The 23,889-nt window shown below is 61.0% G+C and carries 17 protein-coding genes; 4 read left to right on the top strand and 13 right to left on the bottom strand.

What is annotated here, in order from left to right:
- Nucleotides 1-31 precede the first annotated feature (31 nt).
- Both hisB and hisH read left to right on the top strand, forming a co-directional pair.
- Entirely contained in the window at nt 32-619 is a 588-nt protein-coding gene (hisB, locus tag Q0601_RS17900; RefSeq protein ID WP_305291257.1) for an imidazoleglycerol-phosphate dehydratase HisB, read from the top strand.
- On the top strand, nt 619-1,248 hold the full coding sequence (gene hisH, locus Q0601_RS17895; protein WP_305291256.1) for an imidazole glycerol phosphate synthase subunit HisH: 630 nt from the start codon (nt 619-621) through the stop codon (nt 1,246-1,248). The genes hisB and hisH overlap by 1 nt, the downstream gene beginning before the upstream one ends.
- A 40-nt stretch (nt 1,249-1,288) precedes the next feature.
- Here hisH and ntrX read toward each other — a convergent pair whose 3' ends face one another.
- The 5 genes from ntrX to dusB form a co-directional block, all read right to left on the bottom strand.
- On the bottom strand, nt 1,289-2,680 hold the full coding sequence (gene ntrX, locus Q0601_RS17890; protein ID WP_305291255.1) for a nitrogen assimilation response regulator NtrX: 1,392 nt from the start codon (nt 2,678-2,680) through the stop codon (nt 1,289-1,291).
- On the bottom strand, nt 2,677-4,929 hold the full coding sequence (locus Q0601_RS17885; RefSeq protein ID WP_305291253.1) for a sensor histidine kinase NtrY-like: 2,253 nt from the start codon (nt 4,927-4,929) through the stop codon (nt 2,677-2,679). Before Q0601_RS17885 ends, ntrX begins: the two co-directional genes overlap by 4 nt.
- An 84-nt stretch (nt 4,930-5,013) precedes the next feature.
- Entirely contained in the window at nt 5,014-6,426 is a 1,413-nt protein-coding gene (locus Q0601_RS17880) for a response regulator (RefSeq protein WP_305291252.1), read from the bottom strand.
- 12 nt (nt 6,427-6,438) lie between these two features.
- Nucleotides 6,439-7,557, bottom strand: a complete 1,119-nt coding sequence (locus Q0601_RS17875) for a two-component system sensor histidine kinase NtrB (protein ID WP_305291251.1) — start codon at nt 7,555-7,557, stop codon at nt 6,439-6,441.
- Nucleotides 7,554-8,570 carry a tRNA dihydrouridine synthase DusB gene (gene dusB / locus Q0601_RS17870; protein WP_305291250.1) on the bottom strand — a complete coding sequence of 339 codons (1,017 nt, stop codon included), beginning with the start codon at nt 8,568-8,570 and terminating at the stop codon, nt 7,554-7,556. The genes Q0601_RS17875 and dusB overlap by 4 nt, the downstream gene beginning before the upstream one ends.
- A gap of 242 nt (nt 8,571-8,812) precedes the next feature.
- Here dusB and Q0601_RS17865 point away from each other — a divergent pair, with 242 nt between their 5' ends.
- Nucleotides 8,813-10,195, top strand: coding sequence for an L-serine ammonia-lyase (locus tag Q0601_RS17865; protein ID WP_305291249.1), 1,383 nt, complete (start codon nt 8,813-8,815; stop codon nt 10,193-10,195).
- 247 nt (nt 10,196-10,442) lie between these two features.
- On the opposite strand, the gene cobO is transcribed toward Q0601_RS17865, so the two are convergent.
- From cobO to Q0601_RS17825, 8 genes are all read right to left on the bottom strand, one after another.
- Nucleotides 10,443-11,072: a cob(I)yrinic acid a,c-diamide adenosyltransferase gene (gene cobO / locus Q0601_RS17860; RefSeq protein WP_305291248.1), complete on the bottom strand. Its 630-nt coding sequence runs from the start codon at nt 11,070-11,072 to the stop codon at nt 10,443-10,445.
- 27 nt (nt 11,073-11,099) lie between these two features.
- Nucleotides 11,100-11,600, bottom strand: a complete 501-nt coding sequence (locus Q0601_RS17855; protein ID WP_305291247.1) for an RNA pyrophosphohydrolase — start codon at nt 11,598-11,600, stop codon at nt 11,100-11,102.
- Nucleotides 11,597-13,015: a S41 family peptidase gene (locus tag Q0601_RS17850; RefSeq protein ID WP_305291246.1), complete on the bottom strand. Its 1,419-nt coding sequence runs from the start codon at nt 13,013-13,015 to the stop codon at nt 11,597-11,599. Before Q0601_RS17850 ends, Q0601_RS17855 begins: the two co-directional genes overlap by 4 nt.
- A 16-nt stretch (nt 13,016-13,031) precedes the next feature.
- On the bottom strand, nt 13,032-14,210 hold the full coding sequence (locus Q0601_RS17845) for a murein hydrolase activator EnvC family protein (protein ID WP_305291245.1): 1,179 nt from the start codon (nt 14,208-14,210) through the stop codon (nt 13,032-13,034).
- Nucleotides 14,207-15,724, bottom strand: a complete 1,518-nt coding sequence (gpmI, locus tag Q0601_RS17840; protein ID WP_305291244.1) for a 2,3-bisphosphoglycerate-independent phosphoglycerate mutase — start codon at nt 15,722-15,724, stop codon at nt 14,207-14,209. The genes Q0601_RS17845 and gpmI overlap by 4 nt, the downstream gene beginning before the upstream one ends.
- 172 nt (nt 15,725-15,896) lie before the next feature.
- Nucleotides 15,897-17,564, bottom strand: coding sequence for a formate--tetrahydrofolate ligase (locus Q0601_RS17835; protein ID WP_305291243.1), 1,668 nt, complete (start codon nt 17,562-17,564; stop codon nt 15,897-15,899).
- Between the two features lie 238 nt (nt 17,565-17,802).
- Nucleotides 17,803-21,288, bottom strand: a complete 3,486-nt coding sequence (dnaE, locus tag Q0601_RS17830; RefSeq protein ID WP_305291242.1) for a DNA polymerase III subunit alpha — start codon at nt 21,286-21,288, stop codon at nt 17,803-17,805.
- Nucleotides 21,289-21,411: 123 nt separating this feature from the next.
- Nucleotides 21,412-22,065 carry a glutathione S-transferase family protein gene (locus tag Q0601_RS17825; RefSeq protein ID WP_305291241.1) on the bottom strand — a complete coding sequence of 218 codons (654 nt, stop codon included), beginning with the start codon at nt 22,063-22,065 and terminating at the stop codon, nt 21,412-21,414.
- Nucleotides 22,066-22,314: 249 nt separating this feature from the next.
- Between Q0601_RS17825 and Q0601_RS17820 the strand changes: the two genes are divergently transcribed.
- The gene (locus tag Q0601_RS17820; RefSeq protein ID WP_305291240.1) at nt 22,315-23,748 is read left to right on the top strand and encodes an NAD-dependent succinate-semialdehyde dehydrogenase; all 1,434 of its coding nucleotides are present in this window, start codon (nt 22,315-22,317) and stop codon (nt 23,746-23,748) included.
- Nucleotides 23,749-23,889 lie beyond the last annotated feature (141 nt).

Below are 23,889 nucleotides of genomic sequence, written 5' to 3'. Positions count from 1 at the left end.
CTATAAGCGCCCCGATATGAAAGGGAACTCCATGCGCAAGGCCACGATCACCCGCAAGACCGCCGAGACGAAAATCGAGGTCACGCTGAATCTCGACGGCACCGGCCAATATGACAACCGGACCGGTGTGGGATTCTTCGATCACATGCTGGACCAGCTATCGCGCCACTCGCTGATCGATCTGACGATCCGTGCGGATGGCGACCTGCATATCGACGATCATCACACCGTCGAGGATACGGGTATCGCCATCGGGCAGGCCTTGGTGCGGGCACTTGGGGACAAGATCGGGATCCGGCGGTATGGCAGCTTTCATCTGGCCATGGATGACGCGCTTCTGCGAGCCGCGCTGGATTTGTCAGGACGGCCATATCTGATCTGGAATGTTGATTTTCCCAGTCCGAAGATCGGCACATTCGATTGCGAACTGGTGCGAGAGTTTTTTCAGGCCCTGTCCACGCATGGCGGCATCACCCTGCATATCGACCGGCTGCATGGGATCAACAGTCACCATATCGCCGAAGCCAGCTTCAAGGCGGTTGCCCGCGCCCTGCGCGAAGCGGTCGAGCCTGATCCCCGCATGTCGGACGCACTGCCTTCCACCAAGGGCGCGTTGTGATGCGGGTTGCCCTGATCGATTACGACAGCGGCAATCTGCATTCGGCGGCCAAGGCGTTTCAGCTTATGGGCCGCGATGCGGGCGCCGAGGTGATCGTGACCTCGGATCCGGACATCGCAGCCCGGGCCGACCGGATCGTTCTGCCCGGCGACGGGGCCTTTCCCGCATGTCGCACGGCACTGGGCGAGGTCGATGGCATGGCTGAAGCCTTGCGCGAAGCCGTTCTTGGGCGTGGCATTCCCTTCATGGGAATTTGTGTCGGCATGCAGATGCTGGCAACCCGTGGTTACGAATATCGGGAAACGCCGGGGCTGGACTGGATCGGCGGAGAGGTGGAAGCGATCAATGCACCGGGGCTTAAGGTGCCTCATATGGGCTGGAACGATCTGGTGGTCGACCGACCGCACCCGGTACTTGAGGGTATCAGCACGGGCGATCACGCCTATTTCGTGCATGGCTGGCAATTCCGCGTGGCCGAGCCCCGGCATCTTCTGGCCCATGTCGACTATGGCGGCGCGGTTACGGCGGTGGTTGGTCGCGACAATATCGTCGGCACTCAGTTCCACCCCGAGAAATCACAAAAGATCGGCCTGCGCCTGATCGCCAATTTCCTGCGGTGGACCCCGTAAGACCGGCCCGGATCCAGCCGCGAAAGCTGCCGCCTCCGCATTACTTTCCGCCGATCATCTCTTCATCGTTGCGAACGCCGCCGACAACGCCAAGGGACTTCAGCTTGCGGTGCAGCGCGCTGCGCTCCATCCCGACGAACTGCGCTGTGCGGCTGATATTGCCGCCGAAGCGATTGATCTGGGCAAGCAGATATTCGCGTTCGAACATCTCGCGCGCTTCGCGCAGTGCCATGGCGATCACCTGCGGACCAAGGCTCAGGGCATCGCTGTTGTCGGGCGTGGCCCCTTGCGGCTCAAGCTCGGACGGCTTGATCGATCCGGTTTCCTCGGCAAGGATCAGGACGCGCTCGATCACATTGCGCAACTGGCGGATATTGCCCGGCCAGCGCATGGCTTGAAGCGCGGCGATGGTTTCATCCGGCAATTCCCGGGCAACCAATCCCTGATGCTTCTGAAACTGCTCGATGAAATGCAATGCCAGCGGCCCGATATCCTCGCGCCGCTCTGCAAGCGAGGGGACGGCAAGCGGAACCACGTTCAGGCGGTCGTAAAGCTCCTGCCGGAAACGGCCAGCCGCGATTTCGGCCGGCAGGTCACGATTGGTCGAAGAAATCACCCGCAGATCCACCCGCACCTTGTCCGAGCCGCCCGCGCGGGTGAATTGCTGCTCGGTCAGGACGCGCAGGATCTTGGGCTGGGTCCCAAGGGGCATATCCCCGACCTCATCGAAATAGATCACCCCGCCATGCGCCTGTTCCAGCAGCCCCGGCTCGACTCCGCGTTCGGGGCTTTCACGACCGAACAACACCTCTTCCATGCGCTCGGGTTCAATCGCGGCGCATGAGACCGTGATGAAGGAGGCGGTTTCGCGAGGGGAATTGGCGTGGATATAACGCGCGGCGAGTTCCTTGCCGGTTCCCGGCTCTCCTGCCAGCATGACACGGCCGTTCGACTTGGCTACCTTGTCCAGATTGTCGCGCAGCCGCTTGAAGGCAACGGAATGACCGATCATCTCGGTCGGACGGCTGTCCCCGCGTTTGAGGGAACTGTTCTCGCGCCGCAAACGGCTGGTTTCCATCGCGCGATTGATGACTACCATGAGTTGGTCGATATTGAACGGTTTCTCGATGAAATCATAGGCGCCCTGCCTGATGGCGGCGACCGCGATCTCGATATTGCCGTGGCCCGAAATGATGATCACCGGAACGTCGGGATTGTCGCGCTTGACCTGTTTGAGAATGTCGATCCCGTCCATCCGGCTGTCTTTCAGCCAGATATCAAGGATCATCAGCGCGGGTTCCCCGTCATTCAGCGCCGCGACCGCCTCATCGGAATTCGCGGCCGTCCGGGTCGCGAAGCCTTCATCCTTCAGAATATCGGCGATCAGTTCGCGGATGTCGCGCTCGTCATCGACGATCAGAATATCGCTCATATCACACCTGCCTCGTCTTTCTCTTTGGGTTTACGTTGCTTGCCACGTATCGGGTTCCGCTCTCGCGGAAGCCGGATCTCGGCCATGGCGCCGTCACGATCCGGAGCATCCGTCAGGGCAAGGCTGCCGCCATGTTCCTCGACGATTTTCTTGACGATCGGCAATCCCAGTCCGGTTCCCTGCGATTTCAACGTCACATAGGGCTCGAACAGACGCGACCGGTCCGCGGGCAGACCGGGCCCGTTGTCGATGATGCGGATCGTGACGAAATCCGAACCCGTCTTCATCGTGACGGCAACCCGCGGATGCCAGCCGTCAGGAGAAGATTCTGCCCGTTCTTCAACGGCTTCCCCTGCATTCTTAAGCAAGTTCGTGAATGCCTGGCTCAGCATGCCCCGGTCACAGTCCACGACGACCGGCTCTTCCGGGATACTCGCTTCGATTGCCCCTTGCAGCGCATCCTGTTGAAGCAGCACGGCTTCACGCAACAGCGCCGCAAGATCGACTTCGCTGCGGTCCGGCTCCGGCATCCGGGCAAAGCGGCTGAACTCATCGACGATCCGGCGCAAATCGTTGGTCTGGCGGATGATGACATCGACATATTGATCCAACGCAGCCTTTTCCTCGGGATCGGCAAGCGGAGTCAGTTTGCGCCGCAAACGTTCGGCCGAAAGCTGAATGGGGGTCAGGGGATTCTTGATCTCATGGGCCACGCGCCGCGCGACGTCGCCCCATGCGGCCATCCGCTGGGCACTGACCAGTTCGGTCACGTCGTCGAAAGCCACCACGAAGCCTTCAAGCCCGCCATCCCCCGCACGCCGAACCGCCATCCGCACCAGAAGGCTTTGCAGCTGCCCGTCGCGTGTCAGGCGCACCTCGTCCTGCAAGGTTTCGGCGACAGAGCCGGAAAGACGCTGGAACAGTGGTGCAAATTCCGGCACCGCCGTCGAAAGCAAAGCGTTGATGTCACGCTGCGGATCAAGGCCCAGAAGGCGGATGGTCGAACGGTTCAGGAAATCGATCCCCCCCTGCGGATCAAGCCCAATAACCCCGGATGTCACCGAACTCAGCACATTGTCGAATAGCCGCCGCTGTTCGTCCGAAGCGCGATAGCTTTCCACCAGCTCTTCGCGCTGCGTCTTGAGTTGCCGTGTCATACGGTTGAAGCTTTGCCCAAGTATCTGAATCTCGTCCCCGGTATCCAGTTCGGGCACCTGAAGATCCAGATTGCCGCGACCAACCTGTTCACTTGCATCCGCCAGAAGGCCGATCGGGCGCGACAGACGGCTTGCGAACCACAGGCCCATCCAGACCGCAGCCGCAACCAACAGCAATGCGAAACCAAGATAGACCAGAGAAAATTCGAACAGCACTTGACCGCGCGTCTCTTTCAATTGCCGGTAGTCGCCGACCGTGGCGCGGGTCTCGTCAAGAAGCCCCAGCAGATTGCCATCGACATCGCGGGTCACATAGAGATAGCGATCCGCCAGCGGCGGCAAGGCGACAAGCGCCCGGAACTCGTTATTCTCCCAGTCTTCGATCAGGACCAGCCCATCGGACTGGGCCTCGTCAAGCTGTTCGCTGCCCGGCGCCTCGTACCAGAACTGATAACTGCGTTCGCCACGCGAACGGATCTCGCCCGAACCATCGATGATATAAGCCTCGCGCAGACCGCGCTGGATCAGCGATTGCCCCTGCACCAGAAGCTGCCGCATCTCGCCATCGTCAATCAGCGGATTGGCGCGCCCCGCCTGCACCAATACACCTGCCAGAGCATGGGCGTCCTCGGTCAGATCCCGGCGATGTTCTTCCTGATAGGCTTCGGCGGCCGCCTGGGAATTGGTAACCACCTGCTGCACCCGCTCCGAGAACCATCCTTCAAGCCCGATATTGACAAGAAAGCCTGCGAATAACGCGACCAGAACCGTCGGGACAAGCGCCAGACCGGCAAACACAAGCACAAGTCTTCGATGCAGCCGCGCGCCCGCATTGCCGGAATGGCGCCGGGCCGTAATCAACCGCGCCATCCGGGCGATCACGACGACAATCAGGATGATCAGATAAAACAGATCAAGCAGCAAGACCGTGCGAAGGGACTGCCCTTGCGCATCGATATTGATCGGCCCCAGAACCGCCAGCGTCGCCAGCATCAACAGGCCACCAGCAGTCAGCAGGCTCCAGAATACAACGCCGCGCCACTGCCGGCCAAGCCGGATTTGCGCCAAACTATCCCAACTCAGCCCGGACACGGACCCGCCCTAACCTCCGCTAGCCGTCTATCGCGGCTTGACTGTTGCAGCGCCGTGACTCAGGCACCACTTCATGTGGCGGTTTTACATCAGTTTGCGGCGGCGTGTCACCTCGATATTTAGATCTGTCAGCTTCTTGCGCAGCGTATTGCGATTAATCCCAAGAAGATCGGCACATTTAAGCTGATTTCCCCCCGTCGCATCCAATGCGACCTCAAGCAGCGGCCGTTCGAATTCGTGCAATATGCGTTCGTAAAGGCCAGGAGGCGGCAATTCACCGCCATGCAGGTCGAAATAGCGGCGCAGATGTGCCTCGACCATGTCGGAAAGCGGCGCGCTGGTCACCGAAATCCCACCTGTACCCGCGTCCGGCGCAACCGCAGCATCATGGCCGCGCGGCTGATCCAGCGCTTCGCGCAGCTCATCCGCCGAAACCTCGGGGCCCGATGCCGTGAGTGCAAGACGGCGCATCAGGTTTTCGAGTTCGCGCACATTTCCGGGGAAGGAATATACCCGCAGGATTCCCGCCGCCGCCTCCGACAGTTTTCGTTCCGGCAAACCCTGCACGGCAGCGCGGGCAAGCAAATGATCGGCCAGCGGCAGGATATCGTCCACCCGGGCGCGCAGGGGCGGAACCGAAATCGTGACGCCGGCAAGCCGGTAATAGAGATCCGAGCGCAAACTGCCCGCCAACATTTCACGTTGCGGATCCGCGCCTGCCGTACTGATCAACCGTGGCAAATTTGCACGCTCTGCCCCAGCCTCCAGCGTTTCGATCAGGCCGATCAACCGCGCCTGCCCCGCTTGATCGAAAGAGGACGGGTTTTCTATGATGATCGTACCGCCACGGGTTTTTTCGATGATGCGGCCAAAGGTATCCTCACCCGCGTCCGCAGGGGTCAGAACGGCATGATCGTTGCCGCTGCGGTCTGAAAGATCGTGGAAACTGCGGGCAATGATCGATTTCCCGGTGCCGGGCTCTCCGGCGATCAGCACCGGCAGATCCGCGTTCAGCACTCGCGCAACCATGCGGAACAATGCCTGCATGGCAGGCGCATGGCCAATCAGAGGCATGGCCGGATCGGCACCTTCGCGCGGCGACGGGCTTTCAAGTGCTGGATCGGATTTTCGCGGCCTGCGGGACAATGCCTGACCGGCCTTGGTCATCAGATCCGGCAGATCGAAGGGTTTGGGCAAATATTCAAAAGCCGCCGCTTCGGTTGCCCGGATCGCCGTGACGATCGTATTCTGCGCCGAGATAACGATAACGGGCAGATCGGGCCGCTGCCCGCGGATCCGGGGGATCAGATCGATCCCGTTGCCATCCGGCATCATCACATCGGTAATCACCAGATCGCCGCGACCTTCCTCGACCCATTTCGACAATTGCGAGAGACTGCCGGTCGCGTGTACCCGGCAACCCGCCCGCGTCAATGCCTGCGTCAGCACCGTGCGGATTGTGCGGTCGTCATCGGCGATCAGAACGGTTCCGTCCATGAGGTCTGGTCCTTATGCCTTGGGAAGTGAAATGCGAAACAACGTGCGTCCGGGCCTGCTGTCCACCCGGATCAATGCGCCGTGATCGGTCACGATCTTGCTGACCAGTGCCAGACCCAGCCCGGTGCCATTCTCGCGCCCGGATACGAATGGTTCGAACACCTGCTCGGCGATGGCTTCGGGCAGGCCCGGGCCATCATCTTCGATCTCGATCTGGAGCGGCAGGGCCCGGCCCTGGGGCCACGCGTCCTCGGGCGGCAGGCGCAGCACATGATCATAAGAGCTGCGCAGCCGGATGGTACCTCCCTGCCCCTTGCCGAATGCCTCAGCGGCGTTTCGGACGAGATTCAGGCAGACCTGCATGAGTTGATCCGCATCGGCAAGCGCAAGGGGCAGTGAGGGATCGTAATCCGCAACGATATGCGCCTTTCTTGCAAAACCGACCCGCGCCGAATGCCGGACCTTTTCAAGCACATCATGGATATTCACCGGTTGAAGATCCGGGGGCGAGGTATCCCCGAAACGCTCGACCTGTTCGAGCAGCGTAACGATCCGCCGGGATTCGCTGACGATCAGTTCGGCCATTTCACGATCCTCGGGCGAGGCGTTTATCGCCATGAGCTGCGCAGCGCCCCTGATCCCGGCCAGCGGGTTCTTGATCTCATGCGCCAGCATTTCGGCCATGCCGATGGCGCTTCTGGCGGCAGAGCGGACGGCGCGGCTTTGATACTGCATCCCGCTGCCACCCTCGGGCACGATCAGGATCGAAATCGCGCCCGGAAACCCCTCTACCGGTCCGGCATGGACCGAGGCGGGTCGCGTTTCATGTCCACCCGCCCGGTCGCCTATTTCAAAATGCACGCCAGGCTGATGCAGCACATCATCGCTTGCGATCACCCGGTTGAACAGCGGTTGCAGCGACGGCCGGATACGCAACCGCGCGATCATGCCATCACCGTCCAGCGGTTTGCCCAGCGTTGAATTGCGCGACATGTTCAGCCATATCTCGGCGGCGTCGTTCATCTCTGCCACGCGCCCCTGCCGGTCAATGATCAGCGCCGGCATCGGCAATTGCATCCAGCCCGGACCGGGAACCGCCTGGCGGAAATCGACCGAGCGGGCACTTGTCATGCCGCAACCCGTTCCGCCGCCTGCCCCGGCGCGTCGGCGAAGGCGCGGCGGATCAGGGCGATGGTTTCAGGGGCGCTGGGCGCGCGCAGCATTTCAGCGCGAAGAGGGGCATTGTTCGCCTCGGCATACCAGCCCAGATGTTTGCGGGCGACCCGCAGCCCCAATTCGGACCCGTAGAAATCAAGCATGTTTTCATAGTGTTCTTCGACCAGTTCTGCCAACGCCGCGCCGCGTGGAATCCTGGGGGCGGGCGCATTCCAAAGCTGATGCGCGATCTGCGCCAGCCGCCAGGGCGCGCCCTGTGCACCGCGCCCGACCATGACCGCATCCGCCCTTGAGGCCGCCAACGCCGCCCGCGCGGATGCCGCGCAGACCACATCGCCATTCGCGACCAGTGGCGGACGGTTCGGGATATTCGCAACCGCTGCAATTTTCGTCCAATCCGCGCAACCCTTGTAGAACTGCGCCCGGGTTCGGCCGTGCACGGTCAGCATCCGTATCCCGGCATCCGCCGCACGCCGCGCAAGTTCGGCAGCATTCAGGCTACTGTCATCCCAACCCAGCCGCATCTTCAGGGTCACCGGAACGGAAACCGCCGCCACCACGGCGTCGATCAGCCCAAGCGCGTGGTCAAGATCACGCATCAGGGCCGCCCCCGACAACCCGCCTGTCACCTTCTTGGCCGGACAGCCCATATTGATATCGATGATTCGCGCGCCCATTCCCTGAACGATCCGCGCGGTCTCGGCCATGGCTGCGGCCTCGCGCCCTGCGATCTGTACCGATACGGGCAGGCCCCCTTCGGTCAATGCCTTTGCCCGTACCGCCGCCCGCGTCGAGGGGCGCGGCGTCACCATTTCGGTAGAAGCGACCATCTCACTGACCAGCAAACCCGCCCCGAACCGCGCCACGATACGGCGAAACGGAAGATCGGTGATTCCGGCCATCGGCGCCAGAAAGACAGGCATGCCCAGTCGCGTTTCGCCAAGAATGATCGGATCGGGTGATTGCATATCCTGTTCCTTCGTCCCGCCACGGGCTCGCCGCAAGTGCTTGCCCCGCAGCCTCGGCCTTCCCATATCGAGGATGCGAGGCGTTGCTTAAATTTCACGCTCACTGCTTACAATATAGGCAGAAGGTTTCCGACGCCATGTCGCAATTCGCATGCCAGTCCGTCGCATCCGGCATGGAGCTTTGGCGCGCGGGCTGATTACATGGCGTTCAATCCGCATCAGGCGGGAATGAAAGGCGATTCATGTTCTTGTCGGTATTCGATCTGTTCAAAATCGGCGTTGGCCCGTCTTCGTCGCATACCATGGGCCCAATGGTGGCCGGTGCGCGGTTCCTCGAAGCATTGCGGAACAGCCCATTCCAGCCGCATGGGCTGCGGGCAAGCCTGCATGGCAGCCTCGCCTTCACAGGCAAGGGACATGCGACCGACCGGGCGACGATCCTTGGGCTGGCCGGTTTCGTCCCCGAGACGATGGATGCCGATGCCGCCGAAACAGTACTGGCAGCCAATCGCGAAAAGCGCGTACTGATCGTTGACGGACTGGGCGAATTGCAGTTCGACCCCGAACGGGACCTCTGCTTCGATTTCGAGAATCCCCTGCCCGGTCATGCTAATGGCATGACGCTGTCGGCCACAGACGCGCAGGGCGATGTGATTTTTCATCAGGTCTATTACTCGATCGGCGGCGGCTTCGTGCTGACCGATCAGGAGCTGGCCCGCAAAGGCAACGAAGACCGCAGTGATGCGGTAGCCAGAGTTCCCTATCCTTTCGCCAATGCCTCAGAAATGCTGGACATGGCAGAACGGTCGGGAAAATCCATAGCCGCAATGAAGCGCGCCAATGAGCTGAGTTTCCGCAGCGAGTCCGAATTGCGTCAGGGTCTGATGCGGATCTGGCAGGTCATGCGCGATTGCATGGAGCGTGGGCTAAGCACCGAGGGCATCCTGCCGGGCGGGCTGCATGTCCGCAGGCGCGCGCGCGGGATACATGAGAAGCTGATGGCCGAGCGAGGCATGAATCTGACTGCGCCACATGTCATCAATGACTGGATGTCCACCTATGCCATGGCCGTGAATGAAGAAAATGCGGCGGGCGGACAGGTCGTCACGGCCCCCACCAATGGCGCCGCCGGGGTGGTGCCTGCCGTGATCCGCTACTGGCTGGATCATGTGCCGGGCGCAAGCGAGCGCGATTTGCCGGATTTCCTGCTGACCGCCGCCGCTATCGGCGGGCTGGTCAAGCATAACGCCTCGATCTCGGGGGCGGAATGCGGCTGCCAGGCCGAAGTCGGCAGCGCCGCTGCTATGGCGGCGGCAGGTCTGGCCGCCGTGCTGGGAGCCACGCCCCACCAGATCGAGAATGCCGCCGAAATCGCGCTCGAACATCATCTGGGCATGACTTGCGATCCGGTGAAAGGGCTGGTGCAGGTCCCATGCATCGAGCGTAACGGATTGGGGGCAATCAAGGCGGTCAGTGCGGCCAGTCTGGCCCTGCGCGGGGATGGCAGCCATCTGGTGCCACTGGATTCCGCCATCGAAACCATGCGTCAGACCGGTGAGGATATGAGCGAGAAATACAAGGAAACCTCGCTGGGTGGGCTGGCCGTCAATGTGCCGAATTGCTGATTCCACGCGATCAGAGCATGCCATACCTGCCCGGCCTCGCCTTCCCTCCCTTTGCTTCTTCACTCAAATATCCCGAGGGTCCGGGGGCAGCACCTCCGGCCATCGCGGGAGGTGAATAACCGGCGTTGCCGATTCAATGTAACAGGCTCTGGTCCGAACATCTGCACGAAGCCACCGTCATCACGGAACTGGCTTGAAATCCACGGACAAAGGCGGCGGCATCATCCAAGCCGTCAGCCCCCCGGGATCAGAACTCGACGCCGGGCTGAGCCTTGATCCCCTCGCGGAAGGGGTGTTTGATCACCGTAATTTCGCTGACCAGATCCGCCGCCTCGATCAGAACAGGCGGCGCATTGCGTCCGGTCAGCACGACATGGGTCATGGGCGGCTTTTCATCCGCAAGAAACGAAACGACCTCTGCCGGGTCCAGGTAGCCATTGCGGAAGGCGATATTGATCTCATCCAGCAGCACCATGCGAATCGCCGGATCGCGGATCAGCTCCTGCGCCCGGCGCCATGCCGCGCCCGCGGCCTCTATATCGCGGCGCTTGTCTTGCGTTTCCCATGTGAACCCTTCGCCCATGACGTGAAACTGGCAGAGTTCGGAAAAATGCGTAGTCAATATCCGCCGTTCTCCGGTGTCCCAGCTTCCCTTGATGAACTGCACCACCGCGCAGGGCATCTCGTGTCCGATGCAGCGCATGATCATTCCGAAGCCGGAACTGGATTTGCCCTTGCCCGGCCCTGTATGGACGATCACCAAGCCCTTTTCACCGGTCTTGCCCGCCATCATCCGATCCCGCGCAGCCTTGATCTTCGCCATTTTCTGCGCATGGCGGGCCTGTTCCTCTTCAGTGACGTCACGGCTATCGGTCAAGGATTCATCCTTCGAGAACGGGGGGTGTCAGGCAGCGCCGCTTTTTGTCAGCGGATCGCGGAAGGCAGCGAAGACCTGACGATAAACATCCTGTTTGAAAGGCACGATATGCGCAATCAGATCATCCGCTTCCATCCAGCACCAGCGATCGAATTCCGGGTGATCAGTCCTGATATCAATATCGGCATCTTCGCCCAGAAAACGCAGCAGAAACCATTTCTGCCTCTGCCCGCGATATTTTCCTTTCCAGACCTTGCCCAGAAGTTCCGCGGGCAGATCGTAATAGACCCAGTCAGGAGTCTCGGCCAACACTTCCACCCGGTCGGCAGGGATCCCGGTTTCCTCGGTCAGTTCCCGCAACGCCGCCTGCGCCGGTGTTTCGCCCTTGTCGATCCCGCCCTGAGGCATCTGCCACGCATCGGGCCGGTCGATACGCTGACCCGCGAAGACCAACCCTTCCCGATTAAGCAGCACCACCCCGGCGCAGGGCCGATAAGGCAGGTCCTCCGGTCCGGAAGCGCCGGTCATTCGTTGGCCGCCCCTTCGTTATCCACCGAACCCTCGCCGGTCACTGCCGGAGTCGTGTCGGCAGGGATCTGGGACGCATTGAAATTCACCGCCGCAAGTCCCTTGAGCACATCAACCGCATAGGCAAGCTGATAATCCTCTTCGCGCAGCTTGGCGGTCGCCTCGACCTCGGCGGCTTCTTCTTCCATCTGCTTGCGTTCATCGTCGCTGATCGAGTCGTTGTTCAGCGCACCGCGAAGATCGGCTTCCGAGCGGTTGAAACTCGAATTGGTGCGCGGCTCGTCCCCCTCCTCCTCTTCCGGAGCGGGTTTCGGCTGCGCCACGATAATGTCGGGTTGAATGCCCAGAGATTGAATCGAGCGTCCCGACGGGGTGTAATACAGGGCCGTCGTCAGCCGGATCGCGCTTTCCGAGGTGACTGGCATTACCGTCTGGACCGAGCCCTTGCCGAATGTTTTCTCGCCCACGACAATGGCGCGGCGATGATCCTTGAGCGCGCCGGTGACGATCTCGGAAGCACTGGCCGAGCCGCCATTGATAAGCACGACCATCGGCTTGCCTTCCGCCAGATCGCCCTCTTCGGCATTCCATCTCTCGCTCTCTTCAGGCTTGCGCCCACGAGTCGAGACGATCTCGCCGGCATTCAGGAACGCATCCGACACGCTGATCGCCTGATTGAGCAGGCCACCCGGATTGTTGCGCAGATCCAGCACGAAGCCGGTGACCTTCTCGATGCCGCCCGCCTCTTCCACGGCCTTTTCGATTTCCGCCTTCAGCGTGTCATATGTTTCGTCATTGAAGGTCGAAACCCGCAGGATGATCGCATGCCCTTCGATCCGGGTCTTGACCACGGTCAGCTTGATCGTGTCGCGGGTGATCTTGACATCGAAGGGCTCATTCTCGCCCTCCCGCAGGATGGTGATGGTCAACTCGCTTCCCACCGGGCCGCGCATCGTGTCAACGGCCTCGTCCAGGGTAAGCCCCATCAGCGACTCACCGTCCACATGGGTAATGAAATCGCCGGATTTCACCCCCGCTTGCGCGGCGGGCGTATCGTCGATGGGCGAGACGACCTTGATCAGCCCATCCTCCATGCTGACCTCGATCCCCAGCCCGCCGAAGCTGCCCCGGGTCTGGGTCTGCATGTCCTCGTAATCATTCGCGGACAGGAAAGAACTGTGCGGATCCAGAGAGGTCAGCATTCCGTTGATGGCCGCCTCGATCAGCTTCTTGTCCTCCGGCACCTCGACATAATCGGAACGCACCCGTTCGAACACATTTCCAAAAAGTTCGAGTTGCTCGTAAATCGAGCTGTTCCTGCCCGTCTCCTGAGCGACAAGCGGTCCCGCGAATTGCGTTGTGATCAAAGCTCCGGCCAGAACGCCGCCAAGACCTGCGATAAGGTAGTGTTTCATGATGGCCTTTCCTGCCTCAGTTCTGCCCTGGATCGACAACCGGATTCAATACGAACCAGTCCGCCGGGTCCAGTGTTTCCGTTCCCTTGCGCAATTCCAGATACAGGGTTTCCGTCCGTCCTGCATCACCTCCTTGCGCGGCGTTCGCAACGAATTGCGTCCCGAATTCCTGCGCCGGCGCCTCTGAGCCGCCCATCAGCCCGACGGGATCGCCTTCGCGCAAGACATCGCCGACTTCGCCAAAGACCTGCGACAATCCAGCAAATATCAGAAGATAATCTTTTGCGGGTTCTACAATCATCACATTGCCGTAATCGAGCAAAGGTCCGCGATACCGGATCGTCGCGGGCCACGGAGTCGTCACCAATGCCGCGGGCGGCGTCGCGATCACCCAGCCGGGACGCCTGACCCCTGCGGCGTCGGGCTCATTGTAGGGACGCTTGACCGAGCCGACCACAGGCAGTTGCAAACTGCCCTGCGCGCCTTCGAAATCGTCCATCGGCGCACCGATATCGTTTTCCAGCGCACTGACGCCCGCGGCGAAATCGTCAAGGCTTTGGGCGGCATCCAGCAGTTTCTGAACCTCCTCGGGTTCATCCGCGAAGCGCACCGGCATCGTGGAACGGTCGGTCACCGCACTGGCAAGAAGCCGCCGGGCCTCCTGGACCGAAGCAAGGCCGCTTCCCAGCATCTCGGCGGCTCCGGACTGCAATTCCCGCACCGTGGCGATTTCGTCCAGTTTCGCCTGCAACCGCTCGGCCTCGGATCGCAGCCCGGGCGTCACATCGGACAGGATCATCCCTGCCCGCGCACTTGACAATGCGCCGTCGGGATGCAGCAAAAGCGCGGTTTCGGGCGATTGCTGAAGCGATGTCATCGCGCCCAGAACCCGCGCCAGCCGGTCACGCTGCGCCTCGAACTGCGCACGAAGTTCGGCCTCGCGCGCACTGGCCTGACGCAGCCCGTCGCGCAGTGACGACAGCCCCTTTTCATAGCCGCTGATGACTTCGGTCAGCGCCACGACCTGATCGTCCGCAGTGACCGCCTGACTCAGTTTGCCCATGGCGTCCCGAAGCTGAGTCGCGGCCGCTTCCGCTTCGGCCACGGCCTGATCGGCAGGGGTGGCGGCCGCGGTTCCAACTGCCGGAAGCGCAAGAATTCCGCAGATATATATCAGACGGCCGATCCGCTTCATTTGAGATCCAGCAGGCTTTTTCCGGTCATCTCGGCGGGCTGATCCACGCCCATGAGATGAAGCACGGTCGGCGCCAGATCGGCCAGCCTGCCATCATGCAATCGCGCCGATACAGGCCCGTTATAGACGATGACCGGCACCGGATTAAGCGTATGCGCGGTATGCGGGCCGCCGGTTTCCGGATCGATCATCGTTTCGCAATTGCCGTGATCGGCGCAGATGACCGCCGCACCGCCAGCGGCATCCAATGCCTCAAGCATCCGGCCCAGCCCCTTATCGACCGCTTCACAGGCACGCCGGGCCGCGTTGAGATTGCCGGTATGCCCAACCATATCGGGATTCGCGTAATTCACCACGATCAGATCGTAACCTTCCCCGATCACCTCGACCAGCTTGTCGCTAACCTCATCCGCCGCCATCTCGGGCGCCAGATCATAGGTCGCGACCTTGGGACTTTGCGGCATAAAGCGATCCTCGCCGGGTTCCGGTGTTTCCTTACCACCGTTAAGGAAAAACGTCACATGTGGGTATTTCTCGGTTTCGGCCAGCCGGAATTGCCGCAATCCCTTCCGGGCGATCCAGGCACCAAGGGTATTGACCACCTGTCGCTTGGGATAAGCGGTTGTCATGAAGGTGTTATGACGCTCGCTGTAATCCACCATCCCCAGAAAAGCAGCCCAATCGGGCCGGTCATGACGCTCGAATCCCGAAAATAGCGGATCGCCAAGCGCGGACAGGATTTCCCGCGCCCTGTCAGCCCTGAAATTAAGGCAGAAGAACCCGTCCGCGTCCAGGGCCCCGTTATAACCGTCTATTGCAAAAGGCTGGATGAATTCATCCGTTTCGCCCCGTGCATATGCAACCGCAATCGCCTGCGCCGCAGTCGCTGCCGCCTCGCCTTGCCCCGCTACGATGGCGCGATAGGCGCGTTCGATCCGGTCCCAGCGGTTATCGCGGTCCATTGCATAATAGCGGCCTGTCACCGTGCCGATCCGCGCTCTTTCCGGCAGGCTTTGCTGTAATTCGCGCATGAAGATTTCCGCAGATTGCGGCGCAACGTCCCGCCCATCGGTGACGGCATGGATCACCACCGGAACATCTGCATCGGTGATCGCCCTGGTCGCGGCAAGAATATGAGAGATATGACCATGCACCCCGCCATCCGAGACAAGTCCCATCAGATGAGCAGTGCCCCCGGTTTCCTTCATCCGCGCGATGAAATCGCCCAACGCCCGGTTCCGCTGAAAACTTCCGTCCTCGATCGCCAGATCGATCTGCCCCAGATCCATGGCAACGACCCTGCCCGCGCCGATATTGGTATGGCCCACCTCGGAATTGCCCATCTGCCCCGAAGGCAACCCCACATCCGGCCCGAAAGTCGTCAGGGTCGCATTCGGGCAATCCCGCATCAGACGATCGAAATTCGGCGTCTCGGCCTGATCAGGCGCGCTCTGCCCGGGTCGGTCGGAAATTCCCCAGCCATCGAGAATGCACAGGATCACGGGTTTGGTCATATCGGCCTCGTCATGGTTTCCGCCTTGTTACGCCTGCGCAGGCGTAGCGGCAACCATCCACCGCCGGCTGATATGGCCGGAAATGGCGGAATGGGCCTGACATATTCGTGCTTTCGCAAACATGCGCCGATATCCGGGCATGGCCGGGCATTGGTCGGCCGCGGGATTGCGGTCAGAAAAGCCCCTCGATTTGCCCATCACCGTCAAGCCGGATGCTTTCCGCCGCAGGCCGGCGGGGCAAGCCCGGCATGGTCATGATTTCACCGCAAATCGCAACGACAAAACCGGCGCCCGCATTCAGCCGGACCTCACGGACCGGAATGACATGGCCCTCGGGCGCTCCGCGCAATGTCGGATCGGTCGAGAATGAATATTGGGTCTTGGCGATACAGACCGGAAAATCGCCGTAGCCGGCCCGTTCCCATTGCTCGAGCTGTTCACGCACGGACGGCGCCGCCTCGGCATGGGAGGCGCGGTAGATGCGCGTACAGATCGTCTCGATCTTTTGCCACAAAGGCATGGCATCAGGATAGGTGGTATGAAAATCTGCCCCGCTCTCAACCAGTTCGACAACTTCTCGGGCAAGATCCTCGGCCCCTGCGCCACCTTCCGCCCAGTGACGCGCAATGGCCACCTTGACGCCGTGCTGTGCGCAATAATCCTTCAGCGCCGCGATCTCGGTTTCGGTGTCGCCGTCGAAATGGTTCAGAGCCACCAGAACCGGCAGGCCGAAACCGCGCAGATTCTCGATATGGCGGCCCAGATTCGCACAGCCGCGCGTCACGGCCTCCGGGTCTTCACTGCCCAGATCCGCCTTGGCGATGCCGCCATTCATTTTCAATGCCCGAATCGTGGCGACCAGAACGGTCGCTGAGGGAGACAGCCCGCCCAGGCGGCATTTGATATCCAGAAACTTCTCGGCCCCCAGATCGGCGCCGAACCCTGCCTCGGTCACGACGTAATCCGAAAGCCGCAGGGCCGTTCGCGTCGCAACAAGGCTGTTGCAGCCATGCGCGATATTGGCGAAGGGTCCGCCATGCACGAAAGCCGGATTGTTTTCCAGCGTCTGAACGAGATTCGGCTGAAACGCGTCTTTCAGCAGCACGGTCATCGCCCCATCCGCACCAAGATCGCGGGCCGTCACCGGCTGACGCTCCCATGTATAGCCGATCACAATCCTGCCCAGCCGCTCTTGCAGATCGGCGAGGTCGCTGGACAAACACAGGATCGCCATGACTTCAGAGGCCACGGTAATGTCGAAACCGCTTTGCCGCGGAAACCCGTTCGACACACCGCCAAGCCCCTGCGCCAGATCGCGCAGCGCCCGGTCATTCATATCCATCACCCGCCTCCAGGTGATCCTGCGGGTGTCGATTTGCAGCTCATTGCCCCAATGGACATGATTGTCGATCATCGCGGCCAGCAGATTATGGGCCGAGGTAATCGCATGGAAATCGCCGGTGAAATGAAGGTTCATATCCTCCATCGGCACGATCTGAGCATAGCCGCCGCCGGCCGCGCCGCCCTTCATGCCGAAATTGGGGCCAAGACTGGCCTCGCGGATGCAGATCGTGGCACGCTTGCCGATCCGGTTCAACGCATCGCCAAGCCCGACGGTGGTTGTCGTCTTGCCCTCACCCGCCGGGGTGGGATTGATGGCAGTCACCAGAATCAGCCGACCTGCCGAGCGATCAGACAGCCGCGCCATGGCGTCATGGGTGATCTTTGCCTTGTCGTGGCCGTAGGGCAGGATATCCCCGACCTCAAGCCCCAGCATGGCGGCGATCTCGGTAATGGGTTTCTTATTGGCCGCGCGTGCGATGCGAATATCGGATGTCATGCGTCTCTCATAGGTTTGGCCGAAACAAATACCACCCCCTGGCCTCGGCACATGGTCAGCCTACAGCTTGGCACGTTATCCCATATCTGCGCAATCATCCGCAGGGATGACCTACCAAATAAGGAAATCCGATCGTCAGGAAAGCTCCCAGGCCCATATCGGGCACCCTGTCCCCGCAGTGGCAGAAGACGGACGCCCGCGCAAATGAGCCGCCGACCATGCGGGAATGATCGCGGCCCTATTGCTCGGTCACGTCCAGAACGCCCGGCACCGCGCGCAATGCCTGCCGGACCGGCGTCGTCAGCGGCGCGTCATTCGTCACCTCGATCTCGATCAGGTCGTCACCCTCGCGCAGGCGCAGCAATATCGGGCCACGGCTGCGCATAGGGGCGGTGATCTCGGTCCTGATCCGGCCCAGAATCTCGACCAGACGCGGCACCGTGTCCTCTCCCTGCAACTCAACCGCCAACGAGCCCGCCCCGGCATCGGCAACCGCATCCTCAAGCGATGTGACCGCATTGGCCAGCATCTTCACCTGCTCGCCCGAGGGCTCGACCTTGACTTGCAGGACGACATTCTCTCCCGGCTCCAACCGGTCGCGGGCAGCGTTCAGCAGATCGGAAAACACCGTCACCTCGTAAAGCCCGGTCGGATCGGACAGGGTGACAAAGGCATATTGCGTTCCCTTGGCGGATTTCCGTTCCTGCCGCGCCGCGACCGTACCGGCAATTTGCGTGACCAGCGGGCCGCCTTCGGAATCGGCCACGATTTCGGCCAGAGTCTGCACCTTTTTGCGGCGAAGCGCGGGCAGGTAATCGTCCAGCGGATGGCCTGAAAGGTAAAAACCCACGGCGCGATGTTCTTCCCCAAGTTTTTCGGCGGGCAGCCAGATCTGCGCGACAGGCGGGCGTGGAGGCGGAAGATCCTCGCCCCCGCCAAATAACGAGGATTGAGCCGAGGCCGCCTGTTCCTGCACGGCGGCAGACCACGCGACCAGCCCATCCAGCGATTTCAGAACGCGCGCCCGATTCTCGTCCAGGACATCGAATGCCCCGGCCCGCACAAGCATTTCAAGCGGGCGCTTGCCCACCCGGCGCATATCGACGCGACGCGCGAAATCATGCAGATCAGTAAAAGGCCGGTCCTCCCGCCCCTCTTCGATCAGCCGCATCGCATCGACACCCACACCTTTGAGCGCCCCAAGCGCATAATGAATCCGCCCCTCCTTCACGGTGAACAGCGGCGCAGAGCGGTTCACGCAGGGCGGCACGATCTCGATCCCCATACGATCGCATTCGCGCTTGTAGACGGCCAGCTTGTCGGTCAGATGGCTGTCGCAGTTCATCACCGCCGCCATGAACTCGACCGGGTGATTGGCCTTCAGCCACGCGGTCTGATAGCTGACCACCGCATAGGCGGCGGCATGCGATTTGTTAAAGCCGTAATTGGCGAATTTTTCAAGCAGGTCAAAAACTTCTCCTGCCTTCTTTTCATCCACGCCATTGGCGATCGAGCCCTTGATGAATTTGGGCCGCTCTTTCGCCATCTCGGCGGCGATCTTCTTGCCCATGGCGCGGCGCAGCAGGTCGGCACCGCCAAGGCTGTAGCCCGCCATGACCTGCGCAATCTGCATCACCTGTTCCTGATAGACGATAATGCCCTGCGTCTCTTCAAGGATGTGATCGATCAGCGGATGGATCGACTGAAGCTCGCGCTGGCCGTTCTTCACTTCGCAATAAGTGGGAATATTCTCCATCGGGCCGGGACGATAAAGCGCCACAAGAGCCACGATATCCTCGATACAGGTTGGGCGCATCCGCCGCAGGGCATCCATCATGCCGCTGCTTTCCACCTGGAACACGGCGACGGTGCGCGCGCTCGCGAACAGATCATAGGTCCGCTTGTCGTCCAGCGGGATCAGGTTCATCTGATTTTCCGCCCCGGCAGGCGGATCGTAAAGCTGCGCGCCATCCGCGCCGACATGCAAAGGCCGCCCGCTGCCATTGACCGGATCGCCATTAATGAGATCGACCGCATTCTGAATGACGGTCAGGGTCTTAAGACCCAGAAAGTCGAATTTCACCAGCCCAGCCTGCTCGACCCATTTCATATTGAACTGGGTAGCGGGCATATCCGAGCCCGGATCGCGATAAAGCGGCACCAGCCGATCCAGCGGCCGGTCACCGATCACCACCCCCGCGGCGTGGGTCGAGGCATTGCGGTAAAGCCCCTCTATCTGTTCGGCATAATCCAGAAGACGCGCGACGACCTCTTCACGGGCAGCCTCGCGCAGGCGGGGTTCTTCCGCACGGGCCTTGGTGACGCTGACGGGCTTGACCCCTTCGACCGGGATCAGCTTCGACAGCCGGTCCACCTGTCCATAGGGCAGTTGCAGCACCCGCCCCACATCACGCACCGCTGCCTTGGACAGCAGGGCGCCGAAGGTGATGATCTGGCCCACCTTCTCGCGACCATATTTCCCTTGTACGTAATGAATCACCTCTTCGCGGCGATCCATGCAGAAATCGATGTCGAAATCCGGCATCGAGACACGTTCGGGATTCAGAAACCGCTCGAACAGCAGATTGTAACGCAGCGGATCCAGATCGGTGATCGTCAAGGCATAGGCCACCAGCGAACCTGCGCCCGATCCCCGTCCCGGGCCGACGGGAATATCATGATCCTTGGCCCATTTGATGAAATCGGCCACGATCAGGAAATATCCGGGGAAACCCATCTGTTCGATGATGCCCAGTTCGAATTCCAGCCGCTCGTGATAATCCTCGACCGAGACGGCATGCGGTATCACCTTCAGCCGCGCCTCCAGTCCCGCACGGGCCTGACGGCGCAATTCCTCGACCTCGTCATCGGCGAAGCGCGGTAGAATCGGCTTGTGTCTGGCGACCGCAAAGGCGCAGCGGCGTGCGATCTCGACCGTGTTTTCAATCGCTTCGGGAAGATCCGCGAATAGTACGGCCATTTCCTCGGGCGATTTGAAGTAATGCTGTGGCGTCAGGCGACGGCGCGGCTGCGACTGATCGACATAGGCCTTTTCGGCGATACAGATCAGCGCGTCATGGGCCTCGTACATGCCCGGCTTGGGGAAATAGACGTCATTTGTCGCGACCAGCGGCAATTCCTTGGCATAGGCCAGCGAGATCAGCCCCGCCTCCGATGCTGCCTCGGCCTCCATCAGACCGCCATTCTCACCGGGATGGCGTTGCAATTCAACATAAAGCCGAGTCGGGAATGCACCGGCCAGACGATCAGCCAGCGCCGCGGCCTTGTCGCCCTGCCCCAGCGCAATCAGCTTGCCCAAAGGTCCCGTTGCCCCGCCGGTCAGACAGATCAGCCCTTCGCTGCGTTCGCATAGCTCGTCCAGCGTAACATGTGCCCGGGCATTGCCTTCGCGCAGATAAAGACATGACGACAGCGCCATGAGATTCAGCCAGCCCGGATGATTCTGCGCCAGAAGAACAACCGGACCCGTCTCATCCGCCTGCAACGTGATCTGGCAGCCGATGATCGGCTGAACCCCCTTGTCCATTGCCTTCACGCTGAATTCAAGCGCAGCGAACATGGCATCGGTATCGGTCAGCGCTACGGCCGGCATACCGGCATCGGCGGCCAGCGCCGGAAGCTTGCCGACGGGAATCGCGCCTTCAAGCAGCGAATGCTCGGAATGGGTGCGAAGATGAATGAATCGGGGAGATTTGGAGCGCATGCGGGAACAGTATCGCAAGCCGCCCGGCCAGTGCAATTGCCAGAAGGACAAAACCGGCGCGGATCATATGGCACGCGACTGCGTGGAAGATCAAAGTTGGGCGATATAGGGCTAAGCCACCATCTAACCTGAAAGAAGCGCGGAAAGGTCCGGCTCGGACTCCGACAATTCCGGGATCACGGAAATCTCTTTCCACCAGTTACTCAGCCCTGGAAAGTCAGATAGCGCCTCCCGCCCCTCTTCGGCACGGGTGAAATAGTCAATCATCGGCGCAAGATGAAGATCAGCAAGCGTCATGCTCTTTCCGTTCAGAACATGCCCTTCCAGCGCGATGCGTTCCAACGCGGCAAGGGCCCGCCCTGAACTTTTCATTCCCTGCGCAATCTCATTCCGGCAAGCGGGCTCGCCGGTGATTGGACGGAAAATCCGGTGTGAAAATACCTGCCTGACCATTGGCCAGTAACAGTAGTTGTCAATGACGGAAATGACCTGATCCATCCGCGTCAATATCTTCGGGGCTTCCGGTTGCAGCGCGTCACCCGGGAATGCCCTGTCAATATAGCGGGTAATCGCTGCCGTCTCGTAAATTGCAAATCCGTTATGGATCAGAACCGGCACGCGTCCAAACGGATGCAGCGCCATATAATCCACAGGCAATTCAGAGAACGGATCAACCTCAACCAGATCATGAGAAACCCGCTTCCGAAGCAATGTGAGGCGGGCGATCCGGTTATATACGCTGTATCGATAGCCGTGCAGACACACGTGATCGGTCATATACCGTGTCCTCTTGTCATGCCTGAATAAATGATATGCCAAGCTGATCCGATCAGAAAGGGTTCGCTGCCAATACCGATCACCTGCACAATCACGATGCCTTGGCAGTCTCACATCTCGCGGATCCTGCCTTGCGATCTTCGCTCCGATATGATCCGACTACGCCCGCATGACCGGTGCAGGAATCCATGCCGCTAGGAACGACCGGACAGTGTAGATTTCATGCCGCCCCACCTGAAAGGACATTACATGACTTATCCCGACACTCAGCTTTTCATCGGAGGCACCTGGCGTGCAGCGCAGGACGGCCGGACGATCCCGGTTCTCGACCCGGCGACGGAAGAAGAGATCGGCCGTGTCGCCCATGCCGGTATCCCGGATCTCGATGCCGCGCTCGAGGCGGCTGCGGGCGCGTTTCCGGGCTGGGCGGGAACCGGCGCGTTCGACCGCTACAAGCTGATGCGCCGCGCCGCCGAGTTGCTGCGCGAGCGCAGCGATGCAATCGCCGCGATCATGACCGCCGAACAGGGCAAGCCGCTTGGTCAATCCAGACTCGAGGTTCTTGGTGGCGCGGATACGATCGACTGGTTCGCGGAAGAAGCGCGCCGCACCTATGGGCAGGTGATCCCCGCCCGGCAGGGTGGCGTCACCCAGATCACCATCAAACAGCCCGTGGGTCCGGTCGCCGCCTTCACGCCATGGAATTTCCCGATCAATCAGGTCGTGCGCAAACTTTCCGCCGCGCTGGCCGCCGGTTGTTCGATCATCGTCAAGGCTCCCGAGGAAACCCCGGCCTCTCCGGCCGAACTGATCCGCTGCTTTGCCGATGCGGGCGTTCCGGATGGCGTGGTCAATCTGGTTTATGGCGATCCGGCCGAGATCTCGGGATATCTCATCCCGCATCCGATCATTCGCAAGATATCGTTTACCGGTTCGACCCCGGTGGGCAAACAGCTTGCCTCGCTGGCCGGCGCCCATATGAAAAAAGCCACGATGGAGCTGGGCGGTCACGCGCCGGTGCTGATTTTCGAGGATGCCGATATCGACAGGGCGATCTCGACAATGGCTGCGACGAAATTTCGCAATGCCGGGCAGGTCTGCGTATCGCCCACCCGCTTTCTTGTACAGGACGGCGTTGCCGATCGTTTCGTCGACGGCTTCACCGAAGCCGCTAAAGCGATCAAGGTCGGTGCCGGCTCGGATCCGGAAACCGAGATGGGGCCGCTGGCGAATGAACGCCGCATCCCGGCGCTGCAACGGATGATCGAGGACGCCATCTCCAAAGGCGCCCGCATGACGACCGGCGGCAAGCGGATCGGCAATCAGGGCTGGTTCTTCGAGCCGACGGTGCTGGCCGATGTTCCCACCAGTGCCGCGATCATGAACGAAGAGCCATTTGGCCCGGTCGCCGTCATCAACCGGTTCGATACGGTCGATGCCGCGCTGGCCGAGGCGAACCGCCTGCCCTTCGGCCTTGCCTCTTATGCCTTCACCTCCTCTGCCGCCACCGCGCATCGTCTGGAGCAAGAGGTTCGGGCAGGCATGCTGACGATGAACCATATCGGGCTTGCCCTGCCCGAGGTGCCATTCGGCGGAATCGGCGATTCGGGGATCGGAACCGAGGGCGGCTCGGACGCGATCGAAGCCTATCTGGATACGCGTTTCGTCACCCGGCTAGACTGAAATCAACAGAGGCAGGGGCATCTGGAAACAATTGCCCCTGTTTCACCCCGAAAGCATGGATTCGGGGATATGAGATTATCTCGGCCTTGAAGTGTTTCGGGCTTCACATGAGACACCGACGGTCATTGCAGCCCGTCAGAG

Source organism: Paracoccus wurundjeri, from assembly GCF_030678915.1.
Taxonomy (GTDB): Bacteria; Pseudomonadota; Alphaproteobacteria; order Rhodobacterales; family Rhodobacteraceae; genus Paracoccus; species Paracoccus onubensis_A.
The sequence above is the reverse complement of the archived record's forward strand: the minus strand, read 5'-3'. Positions and strand labels throughout refer to the sequence as shown.